Source organism: Moorena sp. SIO3I8, from assembly GCF_010692325.1.
In the GTDB taxonomy this organism is placed as follows: Bacteria; Cyanobacteriota; Cyanobacteriia; order Cyanobacteriales; family Coleofasciculaceae; genus Moorena.
This window is the reverse complement of sequence record NZ_JAAHHW010000003.1, coordinates 142,216-166,542: the sequence shown is the minus strand read 5'-3', so window position 1 is coordinate 166,542 and position 24,327 is coordinate 142,216. Positions and strand designations below refer to the sequence as shown.

The window sequence follows — 24,327 nt, the reverse complement described above, 5'->3', positions numbered from 1 at the left end:
TTGAAGTAAAAGCTTCACGATGAACATAGATAGAAGATTTTTTATTATTGGCTGGATTAGTGCGATCGCTTATGGATTTTTTTCCAAGCTTAATGCTCAACCCTATAATCCAGCAGCTAGAGGAAAAATTGTTATCAATCAAATAGGCTATTACCCAACTGGGCCTAAGTTGGCTTTCTTAATCAATGCCCCCAATTCGGAAAAGAAGCAGGTTGAACTGGTTGATTTAATCACTCACAAAACGGTTTTTGTGACCAACCTGGGAAATTCTGTAAGCGATAAAGCCAGTAATGATAAAATTAGAGTTATTGATTTTACTAAATTCGATAAATCAGGTAGCTATTACCTCAAATACGGCTATAGTCAGTCTTATCCGTTTGGCATTGGTAAGCAAATCTATAAGGATACCTTTACAAAGCTACTCCGGTCATACTATTTGCAACGGTGCGGTGTTGCTGTAAATGATTCAGTATCTGGAGTAAAACATCCCCCCTGCCATCTCAAAGATGGGATTATTGCCCACAACGATGAGTTTCATAAAGCTGGTGACTTCAAATCTGCCCAAGGTGGCTGGCATAATTCTGGGGATTTTGCTAAATATGTTGCGCCAATGACAGTCACCATCGGACGGTTGTTAAACTTGTACGAGCAATATCCTAAATTATTTAGGGACAACCAATTAACTATACCAGAAAGCGGCAATGGTAGACCTGATCTACTCGATGAGGTCAAAGTAGGATTAGATTGGCTGTTGAAGATGCAGCGGGAGGATGGTGCTGTCTACCGCAAGTTGTCAGGAAAGAATTGGCCAGGGGAAATTCTACCCAATCAAGATACTCAAGCACGGTACATTTTTGGGATTTCGACACCTGAGACTGGCAAGTTTGCAGCAGTAATGGCAATGGCTGCTAGAGTTTATACTCCCTTTGACAAGCAACAGGCTCAAACCTACTTACAAGCGGCACAGAAAGCCTGGGGGTTTCTCCGAAAACAGCGATCTATGAAGGTGGATTGGCAAGAAGGAGATGACACCGGTTCAGGTAAGTATCTTTTTGGAGAGTGGGATCAGCAAGAATCCTTAAAAACAGATCAAGATGACCGCTTCTGGGCAGCCGTAGAACTGTATATTACTACAGGGAAGACTAGCTACGAGAAATACTTAGCTAAAACTATCACCGCCTTCGACTATGGTGAGTTTGGTTGGAAAGATCCCTCTCCTCTAGCAATGGTTAACTATTTGGTGCAGAAACAAAGGAAGGGGTCAGACAAACTGAAATTAGAAATCACAGCTAGGCTGATGAGAAGGGCGGATAGTCTGATGGAAAAGATTAACCGTAGTGGCTACCGTTTAGCTATTGATAAATTCCATTGGGCATCTAATCACAAGGTAGCTGAAGAAGGAATTACCCTACTCTATGCCTACCGCATCACTGGGAATCGAGGCTACTATAAGGCAGCTGTTGAGCAGTTAGATTATTTGCTGGGGCGGAATCATTTTAATCTTTGCTTTATTACCGGTGTTGGTAGCAACTCGGTGCGTAATGTTCATCACCGGATTTCCCGAGCTAAAAAAATTGTCATCCCTGGTCTGATGGTAGGGGGTCCTAATACTGATGCCCAGGATGGGATTGCGCCTAAAGGGTTGGGAATGTTGAGTTATGTGGATGATGAGCGGTCTTGGGCTACTAATGAATATGCTATTGATAACAATGCTTCGGTGATTGCCTTGATGGGCATGGTGATGGCACAGACTTAATCATTGATAACATGATGTTCCTGGCCAGTCCAAAACCAGCCAGGAACTCTGGTTAAATCAAAAGATTATTTAGCGGCTTCCTCGCGTTCCTTCACTTCTTTAATCACCTCTTCTGCCACATTATTTGGGCAAGGGGCGTAGTGGGAGAACTCCATTGAGAACTGACCACGACCGGATGTCATAGTACGCAGGTCACCAATATAGCCAAACATCTCACTCAAGGGTGCATCTGCCTTAATGCGAGCACCAGTAAGAGTTTTCTCCTGAGACTTAATCATCCCACGGCGGCGATTGAGGTCACCAATTACATCCCCCATGTAATCTTCTGGTGTGAATACATCCACTTTCATAATTGGCTCTAACAATTGAGGTGAAGCCTTGCCAAAGGATTGCCGATAAGCAGCCCTGGCCGCAATTTCAAAGGCTATAGCCGATGAGTCTACGGGGTGGTAAGCACCATCAGTCAAGGTAACCTTGAAGTCCACACAAGGGAATCCAGCCAACAGACCCTTTTGAATACTGCTTTCAAAGCCCTTTTGCACAGCAGGCCAAAATTCTCTGGGGACATTACCACCAGTGACCTTGGACTCAAACTGGAAGCCAGTACCGGTTTCACCAGGTTCAATAACGTAATCGATTTTACCATATTGACCAGAACCACCAGACTGCTTCTTGTGGGTATAGCTGTCTTCGATGCGCTTAGTAATGGATTCACGGTATGCCACCTGGGGCTTACCTACCTCCACCTCAACGCCATGAGTCCGTTTCAGGATATCAACCTTAATGTCTAGGTGCAGCTCACCCATGCCCTTAATGATCGTTTCGCCACTTTCCTGGTCAGTTTCAACGTGGAAAGATGGGTCTTCCTGAACCATCTTGCTTAGGGCAATGCCCATTTTCTCAGACGAACCTTTTTTCTTAGGTGCGATCGCAATGGAAATCACGGGGTCTGGGAAGACCATCGGCTCAAGAGTAGCAGGATTTTTCGGGTCACAGAGGGTATGCCCAGTCTGGACATTTTTCATCCCAACGATGGCAACAATATCACCTGCCTGGGCAGAGTTAATTTCTTCCCTGGAATCCGCATGCATTTCTACCAAACGACCAATACGCTCAGTTTTACCGGTGAAGGTATTAAGTACTGTGTCACCCTTGGATAAGGTTCCTGAGTAAATACGGGTAAAGGTCAGAGCACCAAAGCGGTCATCCATGATCTTAAACGCCAAGGCACGCAAAGGTTTTTCTGGGTCAACATAGGCAAGTGTACCGGTTTCGTTACCTTCTAAATCGATTTCTGGCTGGGGTTTGACTTCAGTTGGATTCGGCAGGTAGTCAACTACAGCATCAAGTACCAACTGCACTCCCTTATTCTTGAAGGATGAACCGCAGTAGGTAGGGAAGAAAGCCAGCTCACGAGTTCCCTTGCGAATGCAACGCTTAAGGCTTTCGATATCTGGTTCTTCCCCTTCTAGATACTGTTCCATCACCTCGTCATCCTGCTCCACAGCCATTTCAATTAACTGCTCGCGGTAGGTTTCCACATCATCAACCATGTCGGCGGGAACATCTTGAATCTCATAGTTCATGGGATCCCCAGACTCATCCCATACCCATGCCTTACGGGTTAGCAAATCCACTAAACCCACAAAATCGTTCTCAGTTCCGATCGGCAGTACCATTACCAGAGGCTTAGCACCAAGGACATCTTCTACCTGCTTAACCACTCGGTAGAAATCAGCCCCGAGACGGTCAAGTTTGTTTACGTAGATAATCCGAGCAACTTTTGAATCATTGGCGTAGCGCCAGTTAGTTTCTGACTGGGGTTCTACACCACCTGAGCCACAGAAAACACCAACGCCACCGTCAAGAACCTTCAGAGAACGATAAACCTCAATGGTAAAGTCTACGTGACCTGGAGTATCAATAATGTTGAGTTGGTGGTCTTTCCAGAAACAACTGGTGGCGGCAGACTGAATAGTAATACCGCGCTCTTGTTCCTGTTCCATAAAGTCCGTTGTAGCTGCACCTTCGTGAACCTCACCAATTTTGTGGATTTTCCCGGTAAGTTTTAGTATCCTCTCTGTTGTAGTTGTCTTGCCTGCGTCCACGTGAGCAAAGATACCGATATTTCGATAAGCAGTGAGGTCTTTCATAGTTACTCCTTATATTTACTCCTTAATAAAATTTAAACAAAATCTATGCATATTAACAATATGCCCAGCAGCGGTGTGATGGTTGTCGTGATCAACAAGCAAGAGGAAATATCAATCAGAGAATAACCAGCCCTCCCAATCATTGCCTGTTCAAAAAAATTAATCACGGAACGACGGTTATATTGCTCTATCGGTGATTCAGCAGCTGCTTTGAGGTTAGGGCTATGAATTATCCCCAGTCAAGCCAGAGAGCTTGGGCAAATGCGATCGCTATTTTTGGGACTACTTGAATAGTCTGCTTGTGTCACCTAATAGCCCTTATCCGTAAGAAAAAAACTCAATTTGAGGTACCAATGGGTCTTGAACAACACCCACACCAACAAACCCCCACCGTTCCAGCAAATTCTTCAACTGACTCCCAGAAACCGACTCTACAGAAAATTGGTCAGCTAAATCAGCACCGTGGGTATTGATATAACTCAGGGCATCAAAGTGTTCGCGAAACATCAACAGATATCCAGCGCCAGCCTCTGGGCTACCAGCTTTCGGTTGGGCAACCAGATAACGACCGTTCCTTCTAGAAAGAATCAGATAATGAATTTGGGTAAACATCTTGAAAATAGTCCTGAGGCACGTCCTTACAGCAAGGCAGAAGGCAGAAGGCAGAAGGCAGAAGGCAGGATGGACAATCGTTTCAGTTTTTTTTCCTAATTTTATCAAAGGTTTTATTCTATTTTGGTTGTCAACAAAAATTGACCTAAAAAGGTAACTTCGGACAAAGCAACAAAGAGTTCATCCTTAATCCTTTCAACTTCAAACTTTATTAGCCATTCTCTATTTCAAATCTTCCAGACGAATGCGGGGATCAACTACTTTTAGAAGCAAGTCTGCTAACAAATTACCCAAAATCAGCATTGTAGCCGCCATCATCAAGCTTCCCATTACCAGATAGAGGTCTTGAGCATTTACCGCCTGTAAAATCAAACGACCTAAACCTGGCCAGTTGAAGAAAAATTCAGCAATAAATGAGCCACTGAGTAGAGACGCAAACTCAAAGCCAAGGATGGTAATCAGAGGATTGATAGCATTGCGCAAGGCATGGACATAGATAACTCGATTTTCTGGCAGTCCCTTAGCACGAGCGGTCTGAATATAGTCTTGCCGTAGCACATCCAGCAATTCACCCCTAGTAATTCGCTGTAGACCTGCAAAACTAGTAATGGATAGAGCAATAGTTGGCAAAATCATATGCCAGCCAATATCCAAAACCTTTCCAATGGCTGATAAATCATCATGATTGATACTGGTCATACTACCGACAGGAAATAAGGGGGAAAGATTCTGGGCGAGTATGAGCAGCAACAGAGCAGTGATTAGGCTAGGGAAACCCTGACCTGTGTAGCTAATGACTTGTAGGAATCGGTCAGTGGTTCGATTCTGATTAACAGCAGCCAGGATACCGAGAGGAATTGCGATCGTCCAAGTAATAAAGATTGAGGCTACTGCTAAGCGTAAGGTGGCTGGTATCCGCTCCAATAACAGAGATGACACAGGACGGAAGTAAGCGAAACTGGTACCAAAGTCAAATTTGGTCACAACTCGTACTAGCCAACGCCAATACTGAACAATCGCTGGCTGATCTAAACCAAATTGCTCCTTGAGTTCCTCGATTCGTTCTGGGGAAATTTTGGGATTTTGCCTGAGAGTATCCAGAAAATCTCCTGGTGCAATCTGAATAATGACAAAACTTAGAGCAGATGCCAACAGCAAGGTCAAAAGACCCTGCAACAGTCGCTTGACCACGTACAGAAAGGTCTCACTCGTGACCAGAAGTTTTAGTCTATGCCAAGCCCCATCAAACCGATTGATAATGCTAGAATCTCTAGTAGAAGAAGTCATATAATAGTCGTTAGTTGTTAGTCATTCGTCATTGCTTTAAAGTCCTTTAATTCTTAATTCTTAATTCTTAATTCTTAATTCTTAATTCTTAATTCTTAATTCTTAATTCTTAATTCTTATCAACTTATCTTTTGAGCAATGACTAATAAGTAATGGTTAAGTATAATGGTTAACTAATAGTCAACCAGGGTGATCAGGGGTACATCAGGCAGTTGCTGACGTCCACCTAAAGCCCGTAATTCGATGATAAAGCCAAGACCTACCACTTGACCGCCTGCTTGTTCTACCAGCTTGACTGTAGCTGCTGCCGTTCCTCCAGTAGCTATTAAATCATCAATAATCACAACCTGGGAGTTAGGTGTGAAAGCATCTTGATGGACTTCCAACTTGTCTGTGCCGTATTCTAGGTCATACTCAGCCGAGTATACCGGTGCTGGTAGCTTACCCGGTTTGCGCACTGGGACAAACCCAGCCCCGAGTTGGTAAGCTATAGGTGGTCCAAATATAAAACCACGAGACTCCATACCCACGACATAATCAGCCCTTACTCCTGCTTCCTGAAATTTTTGAGCTAAGGTATCGATAGTGTAGCGCAGTCCTTCTGGATTTCTCAGGAGGGTAGTGATATCCCGAAATACAATCCCTGGTTTGGGAAAGTCAGGGATATCGCGAATCAGAGATTTTAAATCCATCGGTAGGTGAAGTTAGTTATCAATCGGGTTTGAATCAAACTATAGCTTGCCATTCCCTTTCTGTAAAAGCGTACACTAGAAAGCTGAACCTTGTGTGATTCCTTGGAACAAATCTATTCAAAAGGTTTTCGCTGTAGGATAAGCGCTATTAGAGTGAATCTTTCGACGGACCGTAATGCTGACCAATAGTCCTGCTTCCCAGTCAAAGCCAATAATTTTAGATAGCCTACCTGATTTCAGGATTCCAGCTCAGGGCTGTCCACCACGAACTCGGTTGCATATTGACCTAATTTTACTAGCCATTGAAGCTCTGGAACTGGGAGGTTCTGAGGCGATGCTATTGGCGGCTAGAGAGCTGGAACTTCAGGACATTATTAAAAATCGTGTTGTCCTGTGGCGTATGCGCTCTACCAATCCCTGGCGGCGCTCTTACACACGACGTCCTTTAACTCCAGAAGAAGCTAAGGCTCTAGTGGTGATTGCTAGTCATATGGCACGCCGAATGACTGTTCTGATTAGGCAGTTGTTGACCGCTTATCAACAACTGCTGGAAAAGCAGGTGCCTCTAGAACAACATTTTCGCCTATATAAGTATTTGGAAAGGTTCCAGGCTCATTTTCGCAGCCGGATGAACCCCCGTCGCTCTAAAGTTGCTGCCTATAACTCTCAAGAAAAGTTGAATGAACTGGCAATTTCTCTATTGAGTCAGCTTCTGTTCTGTACAGGCACTTCTGGAAGACAAAGATTATGGACTAGTTTGTTTGATGGGGAATTGTCTTGAATGTTGCCGTTGCTGATTATCGCCATGCCATCAAGTATAGCCAGATTAATTAACCATTACCAATTATCCATTACCCTCAATGCTATTCTAAGAGGTTGAACAAAAATGAGCGACCCATTCCCCCACTTCCTTCAGGTGGGGGTTAGGAGCGCAAAAATATGATATAATGACATCATCTTGAGCGGTACGGCGAAGGACAGACGAGATTCTGAGCAACCCTGAGGCACGACCTCTCTACGATTGGGAAAATTAACCTATAAATCCTTTGTAGTCGGTTCATAAACGTCAGACTCTCAGGTAAAAGCTTCATTGAATAAGCCCCATAGCGGAAACGACTTGGGGGAACAGTCCAGCAAAAGTCCTGGATGTTCGGCGAGGATGCCGCCTGTCGCGAGGGATAAACCCTTGTAATCAAGACGGATACCCACACCACGAGAACGCAGGTGGGGGAAGCATTCATAGGGATTTTTCAGCAGGAACAGCCGATGACAATTCGACGCCAGTACAGTCTTCCCAACTGTACCCTAATCCTGGAGGGTTGGAGTAATAGTACCAAAGGGGATGGGTTACAGCCAGATGCCCGACCATTGCTGACAACTCTAACTAATGCGGAATGCCATTTAGGGGCTATGAACCAACCCCTAAGTGGTGGCCGGGATTTTTTTGAGGACTTGGTACATAGTGTAAGCCGCTATGCTCAGGAATTTTTGTCTAAAGTGCCTCACCCCCAACCCCATGCTGAGAAACCAGCTAAGGTGCATCTGCAGAAAGTCGAGGACAAGAAATTGCATCGACTGACACTGCTAGATACTCCTGAGTCAGGATCAATGACTAACTCAGGCAAACCTCTCCATGTAGATTTGAACACAGTGCAGTTGTTTGACTTGGTGGAGGCGATTGACCAGTTTTTGGCTGATGGACGAACCCTACCAGATATTAGTGTTTCGTTACAGCCTGTTTCTAAGCACTATCGCCAAGCTGAAAAACCAGTAACCGAGCGTACTGCCCCCGCTGCACTGGGAATGGCAAGTTTGGCTCTAGCTGCGATCGCATTTTTCTTTGTACCGATTCCAGAAGTACGGGAACCCGAACCTTCCCTAACACGGGAAAATGCCAATGAAACCACTACCCCAACTGGGGAGAGTGACCCTCAGGCAACACCAACACCAACACCAAAGGGAACACCACTCTCGATTGAGGAGCTAGAAAAAGTCCTGACAACTGCACCAGAAATTACTGATCCCACAGAGTTGCGCTATATACAAAGAAGCTTGCAAAAGCGAATTTTTCGAGCTTGGGGGAACCGGAAACAGTTTGCTGGGAATTTAAAATACCAGGTTAGTGTTGGCAGAGATGGCGCGATTTTAGGCTACAAACCTGTTAATGGCACACCCTTGGATGGGTCAGAGCAAACCCCCCTGCCTGAGTTGCTATACACCAAAACTTCAGACAATATTGCTACCCAAGAACCTATTGCTCAGTTCCAGGTGTTATTTAAACAAGGGGAAGACGAAGGGATACTGGAAATCAGTCCTTGGGATGGTTATCTTGGTAAGATTACCCTAGGTCCAGAAATCACTGACATCGCTGTCATTAATGATTTGAAAGACAAAGTGTCTCAGACAATTCGTGACAGTTGGAATAAAACCTCTAGCTATCCTCAAGATTTAACTTATCGGGTAGGTGTGACTGAAGAGGCTATCATTGCTGATTATGAAGCAATTGATAAAGAGTCTTGGGATTACTCCCAAGAAACTCCTCTAGAACGCCTAATCAAGCCAGCAGCAGCTGGAATTGGTGGCGAAGGGACTGGGTTAGTACCCCAGAAGCCCCTTGGTCATTTCCGAGTAGTGTTTAAGACTAATGGTGAGTTAGATGTTAGTCCCTACAGGAGCAACGAATAATTTACTGTGGAAAATGGAATTTTGGCTGATACCCAGTTGCGTTCTTGGTTGACCGTTAACCATTGCTTGTTTCGAGTCAACACTTAACACTCAACACAACTGTTTAAAATTAAAATCCCCCCTGCTCCAGGGGGGATTTTTAACGAAACATACTGCTGACAGAAGAGTCTTCATGAATACGCCAGATGGTTTCACCCAATAAGTTAGCCACTGAAAGCACTGTCAGCTGTGGAAACCGTTTGGCGTCCGGTAGTGGAATAGTATTGGTAACAATTACTTCTTCAAACACCCCACTAGAGAGGCGCTCTACAGCTGGTGGGGAAAACACGGCATGGGTTGCACAAGCATAGACTTGGCGAGCCCCCTCTTGACGCAGTACTTTGGCAGCTTCACAAATCGTGCCAGCGGTGTCAATCATATCATCGACTAACACCGCAGTTTTACCCTTGACATCCCCAATCACATTCATGACTTGAGCGATATTGTGAGCTTGCCTGCGCTTGTCGATAATCGCAAGAGGAGCATCATATAGCTTTTTAGCAAACGCTCTGGCTCTAGCCACACCACCAACGTCGGGGGAAACTACTACCAGATCGGTTAGGTCTTTAGAAGCCAGATATTGTAGCAATACTGGTGAACCGTAGACATGGTCACAGGGAATATCGAAATAACCTTGAATTTGAGCGGAGTGCAAATCCATTGCCAAAATCCGATTAGCACCAGCTCCAGTAATCAGGTTAGCCACCAGTTTCGCTGTAATGGACTCACGGCCAGCGGTTTTACGGTCTGCTCGAGCATAACCATAGTAAGGAATCACAGCAGTAACTTGCCGCGCTGAGGCTCGACGGCAAGCATCGATCATAATCAGTAACTCCATCAGGTAATCATTCACCGGATAGCAAGTCGGTTGAATCAGGTAAACATCACACCCCCTGATGGATTCTTGAATTTGGACATAGAGCTCCCCATCAGCAAATCGTTTCCGTACCATCGGTCCCAAGTCGAGTCCTAGATAGCGTGCCACTTCCTGAGAAAGGGAAACATTTGCCGAACCAGAAAATAGTCTTAAACGATTGTTATCGGCTATCTGGGGCAGAATAGGTTGAAGCTCTAAAGTAACTGAACTGCTCACAGCAAACCCTCGAAGCTTATTTCAACGCGATCTTAACATTCTAGGAATATCCCTTTTATAATAATTTTTATAATTATTTATTTAAATTTGATTAATATTTTATTAATTTTTATAGCGTTGACCTAACAGAGGTGTTGAATAAAGACACTATATATAGTGTATTGCCATCACAGGAACCTGATAACTCAAGCAGGTTTTTTAAGTTTCTTACTCAAATCTGAAAATTAACTATTGTACTTAATTCGAACAACTGTACATCTAGTCAAGTAAGGTAGTTATTTGAGATAATTCAACACCACAATAAGATAGCAATGAACAGGTAGTGATGTTCTAAGAAACCCGAACAACATATATAGCGGTTCTCATATTCATTAGGTACACAGTATTTTTTCCCTATTCCCTATTTCCTATTCCCTATTCCTGATTTCCTATTCCCTATTCCCTACAGGATTTACGCAATAACTATACTTGTAGGGTCTGGTTCCGGATCCTACACCATAAGGGTGTTTTGAGTCCAGTTTTGGGTAAGCCCTGATGTATATGGTGATCAACTTATCTGTGGCTCAACTCTGTGGCTCAACAGAACAGTTGGAATCCACCGGTGAAGTTCCAAAGCAACCGAAATAAGTCTAAACTTCAAGAATACTCCTCCTGCCTCATTGTGCGTAACAACTGATCTACCACCGATGGAACCACCGATTGCCTCTGGAACTATTCTGCAAAATCGCTACCATCTGCTCCGTGTCCTTGACCAAGGGGAATTCAATCGGACTTACCTGGTAGAGGATCAAGGGCGTTTCAATGAACCTTGTGTCCTCAAAGAATTTATTCCCCCTCAGACAGAAACTAATAATCTAGATAAGTCAAGGCAACTGTTTCAACAAGAAGCAGGTATCCTGTATAAAATTGAACACCCGCAAATTCCTCAGTTCAGAGCTACCTTTGAAGAGGACGGACGACTGTTTCTGGTGCGAGACTACGTAGAGGGAAAAACCTATGGTGACCTACTAGAACAACGCAAAGCCCTTCAGAATCAAAGCCAACCTCTATCTTCTAATCTGGATGGGGAAGTCCAATCACCCCCAATAGCTGCTAGCCCGACCAACTTGGGAGTCTTATCAGAAACGGAAGTGCGTCAGCTATTGCAGCAATCTTTGCCAGTTTTGGACTACATCCACAGCCAAGGGATTATTCACCGAGATATCACACCCGATAACATTATCATGCGGGAGACGGACAGTATACCCGTTTTGATTAATTTGGGTGTGGTACAGGAACTGGCAACTCGTCTTCAATTGCCCGATACTCCCACACCAACAACTAGTATTGGCAAAAGCGGCTACGCTCCCAGGGAGCAAATTCAGACAGGTCAGGTGTATCCGAGTAGTGACCTCTATTCCCTAGCAGTGACTGCGATAGTGCTACTAACTGGGAAAGAACCAGGAGAACTGGTGGATAATACTAATCTGACTTGGAACTGGCGTCCCTGGGCTAGGGTTAGCGATGAGTTAGCTGAGATATTAAATCGGATGCTTAGTTATCAACCAAGCGATCGCTACCAATCCGCTAGGGAAGTCTTGTATGCCTTTCAAGCTTCTGGGTTAACTCCCCAACTGCCAAAGCCCAAGCCAATACCCGGCACAACGGTGGCATCAGCTGAAGGTGGGACACCCAGGGAGGCCAGAGCTGCAGAACCGAGTTACCCGGTGATGTCTCAAGCCACGGGTAACTCTATCTGGAATAGTCCTTGGCCGTTGCTTGGGATAGCTACAGGACTAGCAGCGCTGGCAGGAATAGGCTCTTGGGTATGGGTGAGCAATGTTAATCAGCAGGACACTGGGAAATCCCCTAGTCCTAAGGTGTCAGTGAGTCCTAGTCCTAGTCCTAGCCCTAGCCCTAGCCCTAGTCCCACCCCGAGTAAGCCTCAAATCTACAGTCAGCTTCTAGAGCTTTCTGCAGGTAAAACCCTTTCTAAATCCAGCAATTTAAAGGCTAATCACACTATTAACTACATTATCCAGGGTAAACAAGACCAAACCCTGAAGGCAGATCTCAGTGACGAAGGGGTCTTGATGACAGTGCTTGGCCCGGACGGAAAACCAGTGGACAATCGAGCTAAGCGGGTGCGGCAATGGGAAGGTAAATTTCTTTTCACTGGCAACTACACGATTCAACTGAGTCCAGTTAAGGGTCTACCGGATAGCGATTATCAGCTACGATTAAGGTTAACAGAAGCACCGAAGCCGAAACCAAAATCCAAACCGACTGCTGAGTATAAGATAAAACTGGTCAATTTGTTGGAGAAAAACAAGCCTTTGCGGCTACTGGGTCGCACTAGCCCCCAAAAGATTCAGCGCTACTTGGTGAAGGCTAAACAGGGTCAGCAATTGAAGCTAGAGGTGATTGAAAGTGATGTGGCTTTAACTATCCGCTATCCCAATGGCAAGTTAGTGGAAAAGGCTTCAGGGGTGCAAAAGTGGCAAGGTCAGCTGCCTAGTTCTGGTGAGTATATAGTAGATGTAATTGCTCAACAGGAAAGAAACTTTGCTGTAGATATTAGCCTTACGGACTGAGAGTGAGTCAATCTTGAACGTATTACTAATTACTGGCACCAATACAGGCATCGGCAAAACGGTTTTGACTTGTGTGATCGCTGCTTATTGGCAGACTTACCGTCCTCAAGAGAGTCTGGGGATATTCAAACCGATTCAAACGGGAATTGGCGATCGCGAAATTTACCACCAACTATTTGACTTGGCTCAAACCCTGGAGGAGATCACACCCGTGGAGTTTAAAACCCCTGCAGCACCACCAGTTGCCGCAGATCTAGAAGGACGACAGGTTGACCTCGAAAAGGTCTGGCAAGGCTTCGTTAGTCTGCGCAGTCAGCGGGATGTGGTGTTGGTGGAAGCTTTGGGAGGACTAGGTTCACCGGTGACTCATGAACTGATTGTGGCAGATTTGGCAAGGGATTGGCGATTGCCTTGTGTATTGGTTGCGCCGATAGAATTAGGAGCGATCGCACAAGTGGTTGCTAATGTTGCCCTGGCACGCTCATCACGAGTTGACATCAAAGGCATTGTCCTCAATTGCGTCCAACCTCGTACCTCCGAAGAAATTAATCAGTTGGCTCCGATTAGCTTAATCGAGACTCTAACCAATGTTAAGGTTTTGGGGATTTTACCTCATCTATCTGACCCAATGGACTACTCGAAACTTGCTCAAGTCGGTTCCAGTTTGGATGTCAGTGGTTGGTGAGGCATGATGGTAAATGTGAGGGGAAAGGCTAAAAAAGGTTAAACTATGCGATCGCGGACGATTCGAGAAGGCTCCGTTGGCTTATTAATAGTAGCAGGACTTGCTGTTTTCGGTGGACTTGTTGTATGGATTAGTGGGATTAGCTTAGGTCGAAAGAGCTATAAATTCATTGTCAATTTTGGGAACGCTGCTGGGATGCAAGTGGGGGCATCGGTCAGCTATCGCGGTGTCCAAGTTGGGAGAATCACTAAGATTGAACCCGGTACTAATGGGGTCAATGTCACCGTTGAAATTGATGACCCTGGATTGTTAATCCCCCGCAAAGTCCAGGTTGAAGCTAATCAATCGGGTTTAATTGGTGCTACCAATGTTGATATCATGCCTCTAGGACAATTACCTGCAACTGCTCAAAGTCTTACACCCTTCGGAGCACAATGCAATTCTTCCCTAGTTATTTGTGAAGAAGATCAGATTAATGGTGATGTGGGTTCCACCTTTGCTGACCTCCTACGGAACGGAAATCGCATTGCTGAACTCTATGCTGATCCAGCGTTTTTTGACAAAATCAATAGTCTTGCGGAAAATGCCTCCAATGCCGCCAGAGACGTCTCAGAACTTAGCAAAGAGATGACCCAGTTGTCCCGCATCGTGCGGCAAGAGGTAGCAGGCTTGTCCAACGCAACGAATGCTGTGACCAGTGCGGCCAATCAAACATCTAGTCTAATCGGGTTGGCAACCAGTAGCATTTCTAGTACCTCCCAGCAATACAGCCAAACGGCAAGGGAACTCAATCAACTGATTACCTCTGCCAATCAACTATTGGTAAGCAATCGGGGAAATTTGGTCACCACCTTGGATAGCATCTCTCAAGCCAGTCAAGATCTGCGTGTACTGACCAGCAACTTAACCGTTACCGCGAATCGGGTTAACTCAGCGGTTTATCAAACGGATGTGTCACAAATGCTGCGGAACTTAGAAAACCTATCAGCTAATGCTGCCCAAGCTTCTGCTAACTTACGTAATGTTTCCAATACTCTCAACAGTCCCACTAATTTACTAGTATTGCAACAAACCCTAGACTCAGCACGAGTTACCTTTGAAAATGCTCAAAAGATTACCGCTGACCTAGATGATCTGACTGGGGATCCAGCGTTTCGCCGCAATGTCAAGGATTTAGTTAATGGACTCAGCGGCTTAGTGTCTTCTACCGAGCAGCTGCAACAGCAGGCTTTGATATCTCAACAACTGGAAGCTCTGAATACTGCTATAGACACAGCTTCGTCTAATGAGCTGGCTAAAACCGTTCCCATCCCTAAGTCTCCCTCTAAGATCGATCTACCTAAGATCGATCCAATAGCTCCCGCTGATCAGAACGTTAAACCGAATCAAGAAAAACAGATGTTTAAGCTTTTACCCCCAGCCCCTAGGAAATCGGTTAAATGAAATTAATCTAGTAAAGGGAGCAGGGACTGAGGCCGTGGGCCACGCGGGGCGCGTTCGGAGCTGGGAGCAGGGAACAGTGGTAAGAGGCCGTATTCAGTAAATTTTGTTAGTTGAAGAGCCTAATTTTTCTGTCTTGATGCAAAGCGCGAGTGGGGGAAACCCCCTTTGGCCGACTGCATCGCTTTTACAGTAAGCTTTCTGAGTTTTTTAACTGGAAATTTATCATAAAAGGTACTGAAAAACCAACATGATTTTTTCCCACTCCCTACTCCCTACTCCCTACTCCCTACTCCCTATTCCCTGTTCCCTATTCCCTGTTCCCGACTTCAGCAAAGAGAGTCACGTCCAGTCATCCTGGCTTCCAGAACTGTTGTCTCGTCTATACGCAAGACCGGCTTGATGAATCTGAAGGGTTTTCTCAAAAAGCTGTGGTTCTGTCAGTTGCCATCGCTGGAGTAGTAAATCCAAGTCCCTTTGAATGGCTCTAGCACCGGGGAAGTTATCATAACGAATCCGCAGTCGGGCTAATTCGGCCAAGTTGTATTCATTGGGTTGTTGTTGTAAAAGACGGTTAACTATTTCGCGATCGCGTTTTTCCTGAGGATGTTGCTGGTCTTGATTTCCTTCCATCTCAGTCAAGGCTTCCATGCTTGCTTGAAGATCAATAATTAGTTATAGCAAAGGGAACAGGTAATCGGGAATCGGGAATCGGAGTAAGAATGTGGGGAGGGTGGGGAGAGACGGGAGTGTGGGGAGATGGGGAGATGAGGAGATGGGGCAGATTGTTATAAAGGGTAATTATCCGGAGATCATATGAGATTTTGCCAGAGTAACCAACTCCTTAATAAGAGTAGTAATACTAGTCAAATAATTCTGATTATAACTAATAATTTTTAGTTAGGTTTTTAGCTTTAAATATACTTGTATTTTTGTTGATATAGCGGTTGATAACCTAATCAAGTATACAGGATTTTTTCCTTGTTCCGGTGATCCGAAGTTCCCTTTGCTAAAGGTGCAATCTCTCAGTGCTAAACAGATGTTCCTCTGACCAACAGTGGGGGGAACTCTAAGACTGAGATTAATCGGCCAGACCTATCTATGAAATGCGTAAGCTTCCCCCAAGCCCACAAAGCTAATGCCTTATCTAGCTGCCACTACAGCACCAATCCCCTCAGACAAAGCCTACCAACAGACCCCATTTCACGCTTTGCAATGGTCAATAGACCTCTTGCAAAAGTATTATTCTGATAGTGTTTGCGTCAATTTTTGTCCACTGTTCCGGTGATCCGCTGTTCCCTGTTCCCGACAACTGCCGCGAAGTCTAATCCAATTGGGCTGCGGGTTCGGTGACCATTACCAGCAACAACTTGACCGTTCGCGATGGTGCCGAAATCTCGGTCAGTGCTCGTGGTTCAGGGGAGTTAGCCCAGGCTGGTAATCTCGACATTACTGCTGAGTCGATTGTATTAGACAAAAGCGCTACCCTTTCTGCTGAAGTCAGTGCTGGCGATAAGGGCAATATTATTCTGGATTCTCAGCTAATCTTGATGCGCGATCGCAGTAACATCACTACTAATGCTACAGGTTCTGTCACTGGCAGTAACATTACTATCGATACTGACTTGCTAGTTGCCCTAGACAATAGCGATATCACTGCCAATGCTGAAGATAGCTTTGGAGGACAAGTGATTATCATTTTTGGTACTGAATTTCGGGAAGAAAAAACTGCAGAAAGTGATATTACCGCCTCTTCCCAACTGGGAGCTTCCTTTAGCGGTACCGTCGAAATTAATGCACCATACTTCGACCCTAGCGCGGGATTATTCGAGCTACCAGAAAATTTTGTGAATCCCAAACTCCTAGTTGCCACTGGTTGCGGTACCGATGAGGGGAATCAATTTACCCAATTTGGGCGGGGTGGCTTACCCACAGACCCCACTAAACCTCTTTTGGGTGAAACCCTGTGGATGGATTTACGTCCATTACCTCGCCACAGAACTCGCCGCCGGAAAAATCCTATCTTAGCTTCTAGTGCTTCTAATGCAGCTAACTCACGTCGGTCTAGAATTGTTGAAGCTAATCGATGGATTATTAATAAGGACGGAGTGGTAGAGTTAGTGGCTGATTCACCTCAGTCGAGTCCCTTCATTTCCTGGTTTTCCCCTTATTATTGCCTACGGTAACAGAAATGGGTCAATAACTGTACGTTTCTGGACTTTTAGGCTTTCTTAATCATTCACCCTACTAATTATCATCCCATTGCTATTTTTTTTGACTAGGCCGATAAGTGTTACAAATAGTTAACAGTACTTAATATCTGTCAGTAGTTTTTCTAGAATTAAATTATAGAACCCTATCACATTGAGTAGCATCTGACTACAGCACTGACTACAGCACTGACTACAATCAACTATTCACTCAACGTCTTCAATGTCAGGGATTATAGCTCAAGCGCGAACCTCAGTATCTTACCCATCTTCCCTATCTTTACTAGACAAAGGAAACCCTTAATTTATTTTCTGCAAGTACTTAAATTCCATGTCTTCGAGCCCCCATTTGAATAATTTGAAGAGACGAGGAAAAACTAATTATGGCTTACAAAAAGATTCTGGTAGCAATCGACCGCTCATCCCAAGCAGAAGCAGTGTTTGAACAGGCCTTAGACCTAGCCGCAAAAGAACAGAGTACTCTGATGCTAGTACACTGCCTTAACTGGGAACCTCAGGAAATGATGACTCCTTACGTAGGTCTTGGCACCATAGCCGATGTAGACGTGTATGGTAGTATCCGAAAGGTTCAGCAAGAAAATCTGCAAAAACACGTTGAGGAAAACAAAGAGTGGCTTAGGAGTTATGCTCAACAGGCCAATGATCATGGTATCGCTGCCGAAGTATCTTGTGAATTGGCAGATCCGAGTGTAGGAATTTGTGATCTCGCCCAAAAGTGGAGTGCGGATTTAATTGTTCTAGGTCGTCGAGGGCTTGGGGGTTTAAAAGAAATAGTACTCGGGAGTGTCAGTAACTATGTTGTTCACCATGCTCCTTGCTCAGTGTTGGTAGTTCAAGGGGTAGCAACCCCAAGCCTTGAGTTAACCACTACAGGCACTCCAGTAACTAGAGATACAAAGTAGAGATAGATACCCTTGACATTCTAAGGCTTGAGGGATTATGCATTTATTACATAGAAGGATAGAATAGACAGAGTCATCACTAATCATTTCACTAATCCTTCTTACTTCCACCAGAAGTCTAGTCTGTTTTTGAGAACAGGAATTCCGCAACAACTCTACTTGTAGGGTGCGTTATTAACGCACCCTACTACTTATATCATGTCGGGATAATTACCCTTAATAAAAATCTCCCCCATCTGGCCATCTGGCCATCTCCCCATCTCCCCACACTTCCCCTCCTGGGAGGGGTTAGGGGTGGGTCCCACCCTCCCCACACTTCCCCTCCTGGGAGGGGTTAGGGGTGGGTCCCACCCTCCCTCTAATTATGGGTATTCAACCTAACTTGATATTATAGGTTTTGGAGTCCAGTTTTGTGTAAGTTGTGGGAGGTATTTCTTCGGTAATTTCTCAACAACCGTGGCTTGTTGATGTTAGTTTGCTTGTATAGCAATCCCTGTAGGAATTGTGAAAATTTTGATCCCATATTCCCTGTTCCGGTGATCCGCTGTTCCCTGTTCCCTTTGCTATATTCATACTTAGGCATTTTTGTCAATGCTGAGGTGATAATTAGATCTACAGGTTACCACCTGCCATCAGAAGAAGTATCTATGATGCCGGTAGATATTTGGCATTTTGGCAGTCATTTTACTTCGGCTGGAGATAGTATATAGATTTTAGGTTTAGTTTAGTGTTTTTACTGTTTAAATTTAGTGTTTTTACTATTTCACTGAGGCTCAGAGGTCGGTGACAATCGAACTCAAAGTGCTTAGGATGGAAATTTCGTCAGGGGGAGTAACATCATTATTATTGGTAACGCCCACTTTATTAAAACGGTCGTTGACTTATATCAGGTCATGATCGGAACTTCGACCCAGCTAAAATCCGGCATCGTCTTCTGTGAAGCATCTGGATCATAATTGATCCGAGCTACAGGAAATGATCCAACGCTTAAATCTAATCCAACTCAGAATCCTCAAGGGATTCAGCTTTGCTCACGCTGTGGGAGCGCATCTGGACATAGCTTCGTGATTGTACTCAAAGAAGCATACCCATTCAACTTCTTGAATGCCATCCAGCAGTGCCCAGAAGTCTGCCCTATCCATTGCTCAACCGCCAATCCAGTACAGGAGATTGTAGCTGAAATGCAACAGATGAAGGGCTAAGGGGGTAAGGGGGTAATTTTTAGCGGTCAGGTATTTCCGTGCCTGTTGCACCAGAGACGAAAAATAATGGTATTGAGAAATTTATTACTATTTTCCTCAGGTTTTTTACCATATAGCAAATGCCAGGAAATTTATGTAAAATAAACTACAAATGCCAGGAAATTTATGTAAAATAAACTACAAAAATCTGGTGAGATAAGCCAAAGCCTGGAAATTAACTAAAACTCATCCCCTTGTTTATATCTATAAAAAATTTAAATCATTTCTGACTTATACTTAATCATTTATGATTTCTAGTTAAACAACATCTGTGTTGTATATAAAATAAAGTAAAGAAAGATGACCTCCTTTGAGGAAAATTTTCTAAACTAGTAGTATCAGCCCCGATAGAGTTGATAGCTCAATGAAGGGGAGAAACGAATTGCTAGGCTAGAGTTAAGACAATGGCATATTCGTGGACGTTGTCATAAGGTGACGTTGTCATAAGGTGACGTTGTCTGCCGAACAGGCTAAGCCTTGAGTTAATGCTAGTTCAGCAACTGCCACAACTTCAGGTGCTTCATCGGACTTTTCACAATCCCATTGAACAATCCCATTGAGGCAGAAAACCATCTGTACTCCCCTTGGAAGTCAAGCTTAGGAGAAGCATCATATGGTCATCACTGCTCCAGAAAAAGCCCAACCATCTGCCAAAGACAAAGCCTTCGTCCTCTGGTTTGAGGAAGTTGGGATTGCCGATATCCCCCTAGTGGGGGGAAAGAATGCCTCTTTGGGGGAAATGATCCGACAACTTACACCAGTAGGAGTGAGAGTACCGACTGGCTTCGCTACTACAGCCTATGCCTATCGATACTTTATAGACAAAGCTGGGTTAGAAGCCAAGCTGCGCCAGGCATTTTCTGACCTGGATGTGGAAGATGTCAATAACTTGCGACAACGGGGGATGCAAGCGAGAAGCTTAATTCTCAATACCCCATTCCCAAAAGAACTAGCCAATGCGATCGCGTTGGCATACCAACAACTATGCCAACGCTATGGGAATGATCCCCAGGAATTCTGTGAGCAGTTTGAGCCAGAATATCGGGACACTTGCCTACAGTCAAATTACAATACAGATGTAGCAGTTCGTTCCAGTGCCACCGCTGAGGACTTACCTGATGCTAGCTTTGCTGGTCAACAGGAAACCTATCTCAACGTCCACGGAGTAAAAGGGGTTTTAGAAGCCTGTCACAAATGCTTTGCCTCCCTTTTTACCAACCGCGCCATCTCCTATCGAACTGTTAAAGGCTTTGACCATTTTGATGTTGCTCTGTCTGTCGGTGTCCAGAAAATGGTGCGCTCAGACCTAGCGTCGTCTGGTGTGATGTTCTCCATCGACACCGAAACCGGATTTAAAAATGCCGCTTTAGTAACAGCAGCTTACGGTTTGGGTGAAAACGTTGTCCAAGGAGCAGTCAACCCTGATGAATACCTGGTGTTCAAGCCGACTCTCCAAGAGGGGTATAGCCCTATCCTAGACAAACGTCTAGGTAGCAAAGAAGTCAAAATGGTCTATGATGACGGCGTAAAACTGACGAAAAATATATCAGTGCCGCCATCAGAACGGGGAAAATACGCGATCAATGATGAGGAAATTTTCACCCTAGCCAAGTGGGCTAGCATCATTGAAGAGCACTATTCCCAGGTGCGGGGTAGCTACACCCCCATGGACATTGAGTGGGCGAAAGACGGGAAAACCGGTGAACTCTTTATTGTTCAAGCCCGTCCGGAAACTGTACAATCCCAGAAATCTGCCAATGTTATTTGTCATTATCAACTCAAAGGCGATGTAGAGACATTGCAGGCAACGTCTGTGCTAGTCACCGGTCGCGCCGTCGGTGAAATGATTGGTCAAGGCAAAGCAAGGGTAATTCTGGATGTCAACAAGATTGACCGTTTCCAAGCCAAAGAGGTATTGGTCACGGACAAGACAGATCCGGATTGGGAACCTATCATGAAGAGAGCGAGTGCTATCGTCACTAACCAAGGAGGCCGCACTTGTCACGCTGCCATCATTGCCCGTGAGATGGGTATCCCCGCGATTGTGGGTTGTGGCAATGCCACTAACCAGTTGAAGACAGGCCAACCAGTGACGGTTTCCTGTGCAGAAGGAGATGAAGGCAAGGTTTATCAAGGGTTAGTGCCCTTTGAGGTGCAAGAAACACCCCTTGACAACCTACCGCGCACCCGCACCAAAATCATGATGAATGTGGGTAACCCAGAGAAAGCCTTTAGTCTGTCTTTTCTTCCCTGCGATGGGGTGGGGTTAGCCCGGTTTGAGTTCATCATTGCCAATCACATTAAGGCACACCCGATGGCGTTGATTCACTTCGATAAACTCGAAGATCCATCGGTCAAGGAAGAAATTGCTCAGCTGACAGCATTGTATGACCATAAACCTGACTTCTTTGTGGATAAACTAGCCAACGGGATTAGCATCATCGCTGCTGCTTTCTATCCCAAACCAGTTATCGTCAGGATGTCAGATTTCAAGAGTAACGAATACGCCAATCTCTTAGGGGGTAAACAGTTTGAACCCAAAGAAGAGAACCCGATGCTAGGATGGCGAGGGGCGTCTCGTTACTGTGATGAAATCTACCGGGAAGCCTATGGTTTGGAATGTAAGGCACTCAAACGGGTACGGGATGAGATGGGACTCACAAACGTTATCCCCATGATTCCCTTCTGTCGCACTCCTGATGAAGGTCGCCGGGTGCTGGCGGAAATGGAAAAACATGGCTTGAAGCGGGGGGAGAATGGGTTAGAAGTCTATGTGATGTGTGAAATCCCAAGTAACGTCATCCTAGCCGACGAGTATAGCCAAATCTTTGACGGCTTCTCCATCGGTTCTAATGACCTCACTCAATTAACCTTAGGATTAGACCGTGACTCTGCTTTAGTTGCCCATATCTTTGATGAACGTAACGAAGCAGTTAAACAAATGGTGCGGATGGTGATAGAAAAAGCCAAGAAAAATGGCCGCAAGATTGGTATTTGTGGTCAAGCACCAAGTGACTATCCGGAATTTGCCTGCTTCTTAGTGGAGTTGGGAATTGATTCCATCAGCTTGAACCCTGACTCGGTACTCAAGACACTTCTGGATATCGCCAAGGTAGAAGGAGTAAATTAGTGTCCCGGTGTTAGGTGTTAAGAGGGTTATGTGTTAATAAATTTACATTACACCTAACCAAACACCTCAAGGTTTTCCCCCATGGAGATGACTTGAATCTCGTCGCATTTAGGAGCAAGTTGCAAGTAGCTTCTAGCTTCAAAACGTCTCCGGTGCCCTTGACCCATTAAGAATTAAATTCGCCACGGGTCGCACCGCAAAGATGCCAAGTTTGGTGATTGATGTCGCCGAGTTCTTGATCAACAATCGCAGATGACCTGGGAGGAAGGATGAGTTAATAGCCAAAAATTCTCATGTAATTCAAAATCAAAAATTACATTACAAAACTTTAAGATACGCCAAGGGCCTAGGGATTAACTTGCCCCAAACCATAGAAAAACCTTGGCTAACCATAAACTTGACGTTTTTTAAGAAATATAAAATAGGAGGAATTGGGGATGATAGCTCCAGAGAAATATAAATAAAATCTAAAGATTATAAAATAAATCAAGAATGGGTAATTAAATAGAACAAATTCTACCATTTTTGATTTTCCCAACTCTATCAAATGTAGATGAGCTGAAATCACTAGTTCTCTTGCTGTCAGCTCAAGTAAAAAACCATGGTAGCCATAACTATGGGTGAAACCACCCGTAATAGCTACTAGCTAGATGTCTTCAGGCTTGTGGTATCGCTAATGAGGGTGTCTTCAATGGCACAGCTCACGGGTAAACAGGATCCACAGACAGCAGTGGAACAAGTGAAAGCTTGACAAGCCTATAAAAGGGTGCATTTTAAAACAATTTTTTTTCAATCCATACTATAAAGGGTGTTGACATGTTAACAAAAATTAACGAAACCATCAAACCAACCTTTGCCGTAGTCTGGCAAACGCTATCATCTGTGCTGCTTGGGATTGCCCATAATTTCCAAGCTATAAAAACCCGGTTTTCAGGAATCTTCTTTAACGAGGTCAACCTAGATTTGATATCTGAGGAAGACAATTGTGAACCCAACCCAGTCATAAAGGTGTCAATGTTGACTAATGCTGGCTTGGGCACTGTGCCGTACTACTGCTTCTTTTGGAAAGGTTGAAGCAGTGCAAGTAGGCCATGGGTATAAAAGGGTGCATTTTAAGACAATTTTTTTTCAATCCATACTATAAAGGGTGTTGACATGCTAACAACAATTAACGAAACCATCAAACCAACCTTTGCTGTAGTCTGGCAAAAGCTGTCATCTGTGCTCCTTGGGATTGCCCATAATTTCCAAGCTATCAAAAGCCGGGTTTCAGGCATCTTCTTTAACCAGGCCAACCTAGATTTGATATCTGAGGAAGACAATTGTGAACCCAACCCAGTCATAAAGGTATCAATTTTGACTAATGCTGGCTTGGGCAGTGTACCGTACTACTGCTTCTTGTGGGAAGAACGTAAACTTTACTGATTCCACCTAGTCCAGGCTCGCAGAAATAAGTCACCACTTTCATCTACAGAGGTCGGAGCTGGTCATTTCACTTATTTCGGTTTCCCCTGCACTAGTACTAAGTTTCCTTGACAGTATACTACATTATACCAATTAACGAGAATCCCTGCCTTCTGAAGGTAGGGATTCTCGTTAATTCCTGGATTAATTGCACATCAATTTCATCTGGCCATCTCCCGATCTGGTCATCCCGACCTCTGGCCATCTGCATCTGTAGTGCTACTTTGAAGACTTGCTATAGCTTGGATAGCCCCATAGCTGATTAGGGGGTAAGCTGAGAAGGAGCTGTTGGTGTAACCAAAAGTGTGTTAACTGTGGTCTACTGATTGGTCTACTGATTGGCC

Annotated in this window: 22 protein-coding genes and 1 pseudogene; 14 read left to right on the top strand and 9 right to left on the bottom strand. The window is 44.7% G+C overall.

Going from position 1 to position 24,327, the window contains the following annotated elements; genetic code table 11:
• Positions 1-19: 19 nt before the first annotated feature.
• Positions 20-1,756 carry a glycoside hydrolase family 9 protein gene (locus F6K51_RS02595; RefSeq protein ID WP_293017831.1) on the top strand — a complete coding sequence of 579 codons (1,737 nt, stop codon included), beginning with the start codon at positions 20-22 and terminating at the stop codon, positions 1,754-1,756.
• A gap of 65 nt (positions 1,757-1,821) precedes the next feature.
• On the opposite strand, the gene fusA is transcribed toward F6K51_RS02595, so the two are convergent.
• The 4 genes from fusA to F6K51_RS02575 form a co-directional block, all read right to left on the bottom strand.
• A complete protein-coding gene (gene fusA / locus F6K51_RS02590) occupies positions 1,822-3,909 on the bottom strand; it encodes an elongation factor G (RefSeq protein ID WP_293017829.1) in 2,088 nt (695 codons plus the stop codon).
• Positions 3,910-4,227: 318 nt separating this feature from the next.
• Positions 4,228-4,521: a hypothetical protein gene (locus tag F6K51_RS02585; RefSeq protein WP_293017827.1), complete on the bottom strand. Its 294-nt coding sequence runs from the start codon at positions 4,519-4,521 to the stop codon at positions 4,228-4,230.
• A gap of 222 nt (positions 4,522-4,743) precedes the next feature.
• Complete coding sequence (locus tag F6K51_RS02580; RefSeq protein WP_293017825.1) at positions 4,744-5,808, bottom strand: ABC transporter permease; 1,065 nt, start codon at positions 5,806-5,808, stop codon at positions 4,744-4,746.
• Between the two features lie 173 nt (positions 5,809-5,981).
• Positions 5,982-6,500: an adenine phosphoribosyltransferase gene (locus F6K51_RS02575; protein ID WP_293017823.1), complete on the bottom strand. Its 519-nt coding sequence runs from the start codon at positions 6,498-6,500 to the stop codon at positions 5,982-5,984.
• A 175-nt stretch (positions 6,501-6,675) separates the two neighbouring features.
• Between F6K51_RS02575 and F6K51_RS02570 the strand changes: the two genes are divergently transcribed.
• Both F6K51_RS02570 and F6K51_RS02565 read left to right on the top strand, forming a co-directional pair.
• Positions 6,676-7,281, top strand: a complete 606-nt coding sequence (locus F6K51_RS02570; protein ID WP_293017821.1) for a DUF3038 domain-containing protein — start codon at positions 6,676-6,678, stop codon at positions 7,279-7,281.
• 443 nt (positions 7,282-7,724) lie between these two features.
• Complete coding sequence (locus F6K51_RS02565) at positions 7,725-9,185, top strand: DUF4335 domain-containing protein (RefSeq protein ID WP_293017819.1); 1,461 nt, start codon at positions 7,725-7,727, stop codon at positions 9,183-9,185.
• A 139-nt stretch (positions 9,186-9,324) separates the two neighbouring features.
• On the opposite strand, the gene F6K51_RS02560 is transcribed toward F6K51_RS02565, so the two are convergent.
• A complete protein-coding gene (locus tag F6K51_RS02560; protein WP_293017817.1) occupies positions 9,325-10,317 on the bottom strand; it encodes a ribose-phosphate pyrophosphokinase in 993 nt (330 codons plus the stop codon).
• A 686-nt stretch (positions 10,318-11,003) separates the two neighbouring features.
• On the opposite strand from F6K51_RS02560, the gene F6K51_RS02555 reads away from it, so the two are divergent.
• The 4 genes from F6K51_RS02555 to F6K51_RS02540 all read left to right on the top strand — a co-directional run bounded on the left by F6K51_RS02555 (position 11,004) and on the right by F6K51_RS02540 (position 15,418).
• Positions 11,004-12,890 carry a serine/threonine-protein kinase gene (locus F6K51_RS02555; RefSeq protein ID WP_293017815.1) on the top strand — a complete coding sequence of 629 codons (1,887 nt, stop codon included), beginning with the start codon at positions 11,004-11,006 and terminating at the stop codon, positions 12,888-12,890.
• A 13-nt stretch (positions 12,891-12,903) separates the two neighbouring features.
• A complete protein-coding gene (gene bioD, locus F6K51_RS02550; RefSeq protein ID WP_293017814.1) occupies positions 12,904-13,575 on the top strand; it encodes a dethiobiotin synthase in 672 nt (223 codons plus the stop codon).
• A gap of 45 nt (positions 13,576-13,620) precedes the next feature.
• Positions 13,621-15,018 carry an MlaD family protein gene (locus F6K51_RS02545; protein ID WP_293017812.1) on the top strand — a complete coding sequence of 466 codons (1,398 nt, stop codon included), beginning with the start codon at positions 13,621-13,623 and terminating at the stop codon, positions 15,016-15,018.
• Positions 15,019-15,265: 247 nt separating this feature from the next.
• Complete coding sequence (locus F6K51_RS02540; protein WP_293017810.1) at positions 15,266-15,418, top strand: hypothetical protein; 153 nt, start codon at positions 15,266-15,268, stop codon at positions 15,416-15,418.
• Here the strand turns inward: F6K51_RS02540 and F6K51_RS02535 are convergent.
• A complete protein-coding gene (locus F6K51_RS02535; RefSeq protein WP_293017808.1) occupies positions 15,358-15,666 on the bottom strand; it encodes a DUF3288 family protein in 309 nt (102 codons plus the stop codon). The two genes, F6K51_RS02540 and F6K51_RS02535, sit on opposite strands and share 61 nt — an antisense overlap.
• A 698-nt stretch (positions 15,667-16,364) precedes the next feature.
• On the opposite strand from F6K51_RS02535, the gene F6K51_RS02530 reads away from it, so the two are divergent.
• Positions 16,365-17,201, top strand: coding sequence for an S-layer family protein (locus F6K51_RS02530; RefSeq protein WP_293017806.1), 837 nt, complete (start codon positions 16,365-16,367; stop codon positions 17,199-17,201).
• 407 nt (positions 17,202-17,608) lie between these two features.
• The gene (locus F6K51_RS02525) at positions 17,609-18,148 is read left to right on the top strand and encodes a universal stress protein (protein ID WP_293017804.1); all 540 of its coding nucleotides are present in this window, start codon (positions 17,609-17,611) and stop codon (positions 18,146-18,148) included.
• A gap of 191 nt (positions 18,149-18,339) precedes the next feature.
• Here F6K51_RS02525 and F6K51_RS02520 read toward each other — a convergent pair whose 3' ends face one another.
• Positions 18,340-18,462 (bottom strand): hypothetical protein, encoded by a 123-nt coding sequence (locus F6K51_RS02520; protein WP_293017802.1) that lies wholly within the window; start codon positions 18,460-18,462, stop codon positions 18,340-18,342.
• A gap of 150 nt (positions 18,463-18,612) precedes the next feature.
• Between F6K51_RS02520 and F6K51_RS02515 the strand changes: the two genes are divergently transcribed.
• Together F6K51_RS02515 and F6K51_RS02510 are read left to right on the top strand one after the other, a co-directional pair.
• Positions 18,613-18,858 carry a hypothetical protein gene (locus F6K51_RS02515; RefSeq protein ID WP_293017800.1) on the top strand — a complete coding sequence of 82 codons (246 nt, stop codon included), beginning with the start codon at positions 18,613-18,615 and terminating at the stop codon, positions 18,856-18,858.
• A gap of 183 nt (positions 18,859-19,041) precedes the next feature.
• Positions 19,042-19,350 (top strand): annotated as a pseudogene (locus F6K51_RS02510) (adenosine-specific kinase).
• A gap of 480 nt (positions 19,351-19,830) precedes the next feature.
• Here F6K51_RS02510 and F6K51_RS02505 read toward each other — a convergent pair.
• Entirely contained in the window at positions 19,831-19,962 is a 132-nt protein-coding gene (locus F6K51_RS02505; RefSeq protein ID WP_293017798.1) for a hypothetical protein, read from the bottom strand.
• A gap of 40 nt (positions 19,963-20,002) precedes the next feature.
• Here F6K51_RS02505 and ppsA point away from each other — a divergent pair, with 40 nt between their 5' ends.
• The 3 genes from ppsA to F6K51_RS02490 all read left to right on the top strand — a co-directional run bounded on the left by ppsA (position 20,003) and on the right by F6K51_RS02490 (position 23,944).
• Positions 20,003-22,519, top strand: a complete 2,517-nt coding sequence (ppsA, locus tag F6K51_RS02500) for a phosphoenolpyruvate synthase (protein ID WP_293017796.1) — start codon at positions 20,003-20,005, stop codon at positions 22,517-22,519.
• Positions 22,520-23,335: 816 nt separating this feature from the next.
• A complete protein-coding gene (locus F6K51_RS02495) occupies positions 23,336-23,593 on the top strand; it encodes a hypothetical protein (RefSeq protein ID WP_293017794.1) in 258 nt (85 codons plus the stop codon).
• Between the two features lie 81 nt (positions 23,594-23,674).
• A complete protein-coding gene (locus F6K51_RS02490) occupies positions 23,675-23,944 on the top strand; it encodes a hypothetical protein (protein WP_075904793.1) in 270 nt (89 codons plus the stop codon).
• A 118-nt stretch (positions 23,945-24,062) separates the two neighbouring features.
• Here the strand turns inward: F6K51_RS02490 and F6K51_RS02485 are convergent, their stop codons facing one another.
• Complete coding sequence (locus F6K51_RS02485; protein WP_293017791.1) at positions 24,063-24,188, bottom strand: hypothetical protein; 126 nt, start codon at positions 24,186-24,188, stop codon at positions 24,063-24,065.
• Positions 24,189-24,327 lie beyond the last annotated feature (139 nt).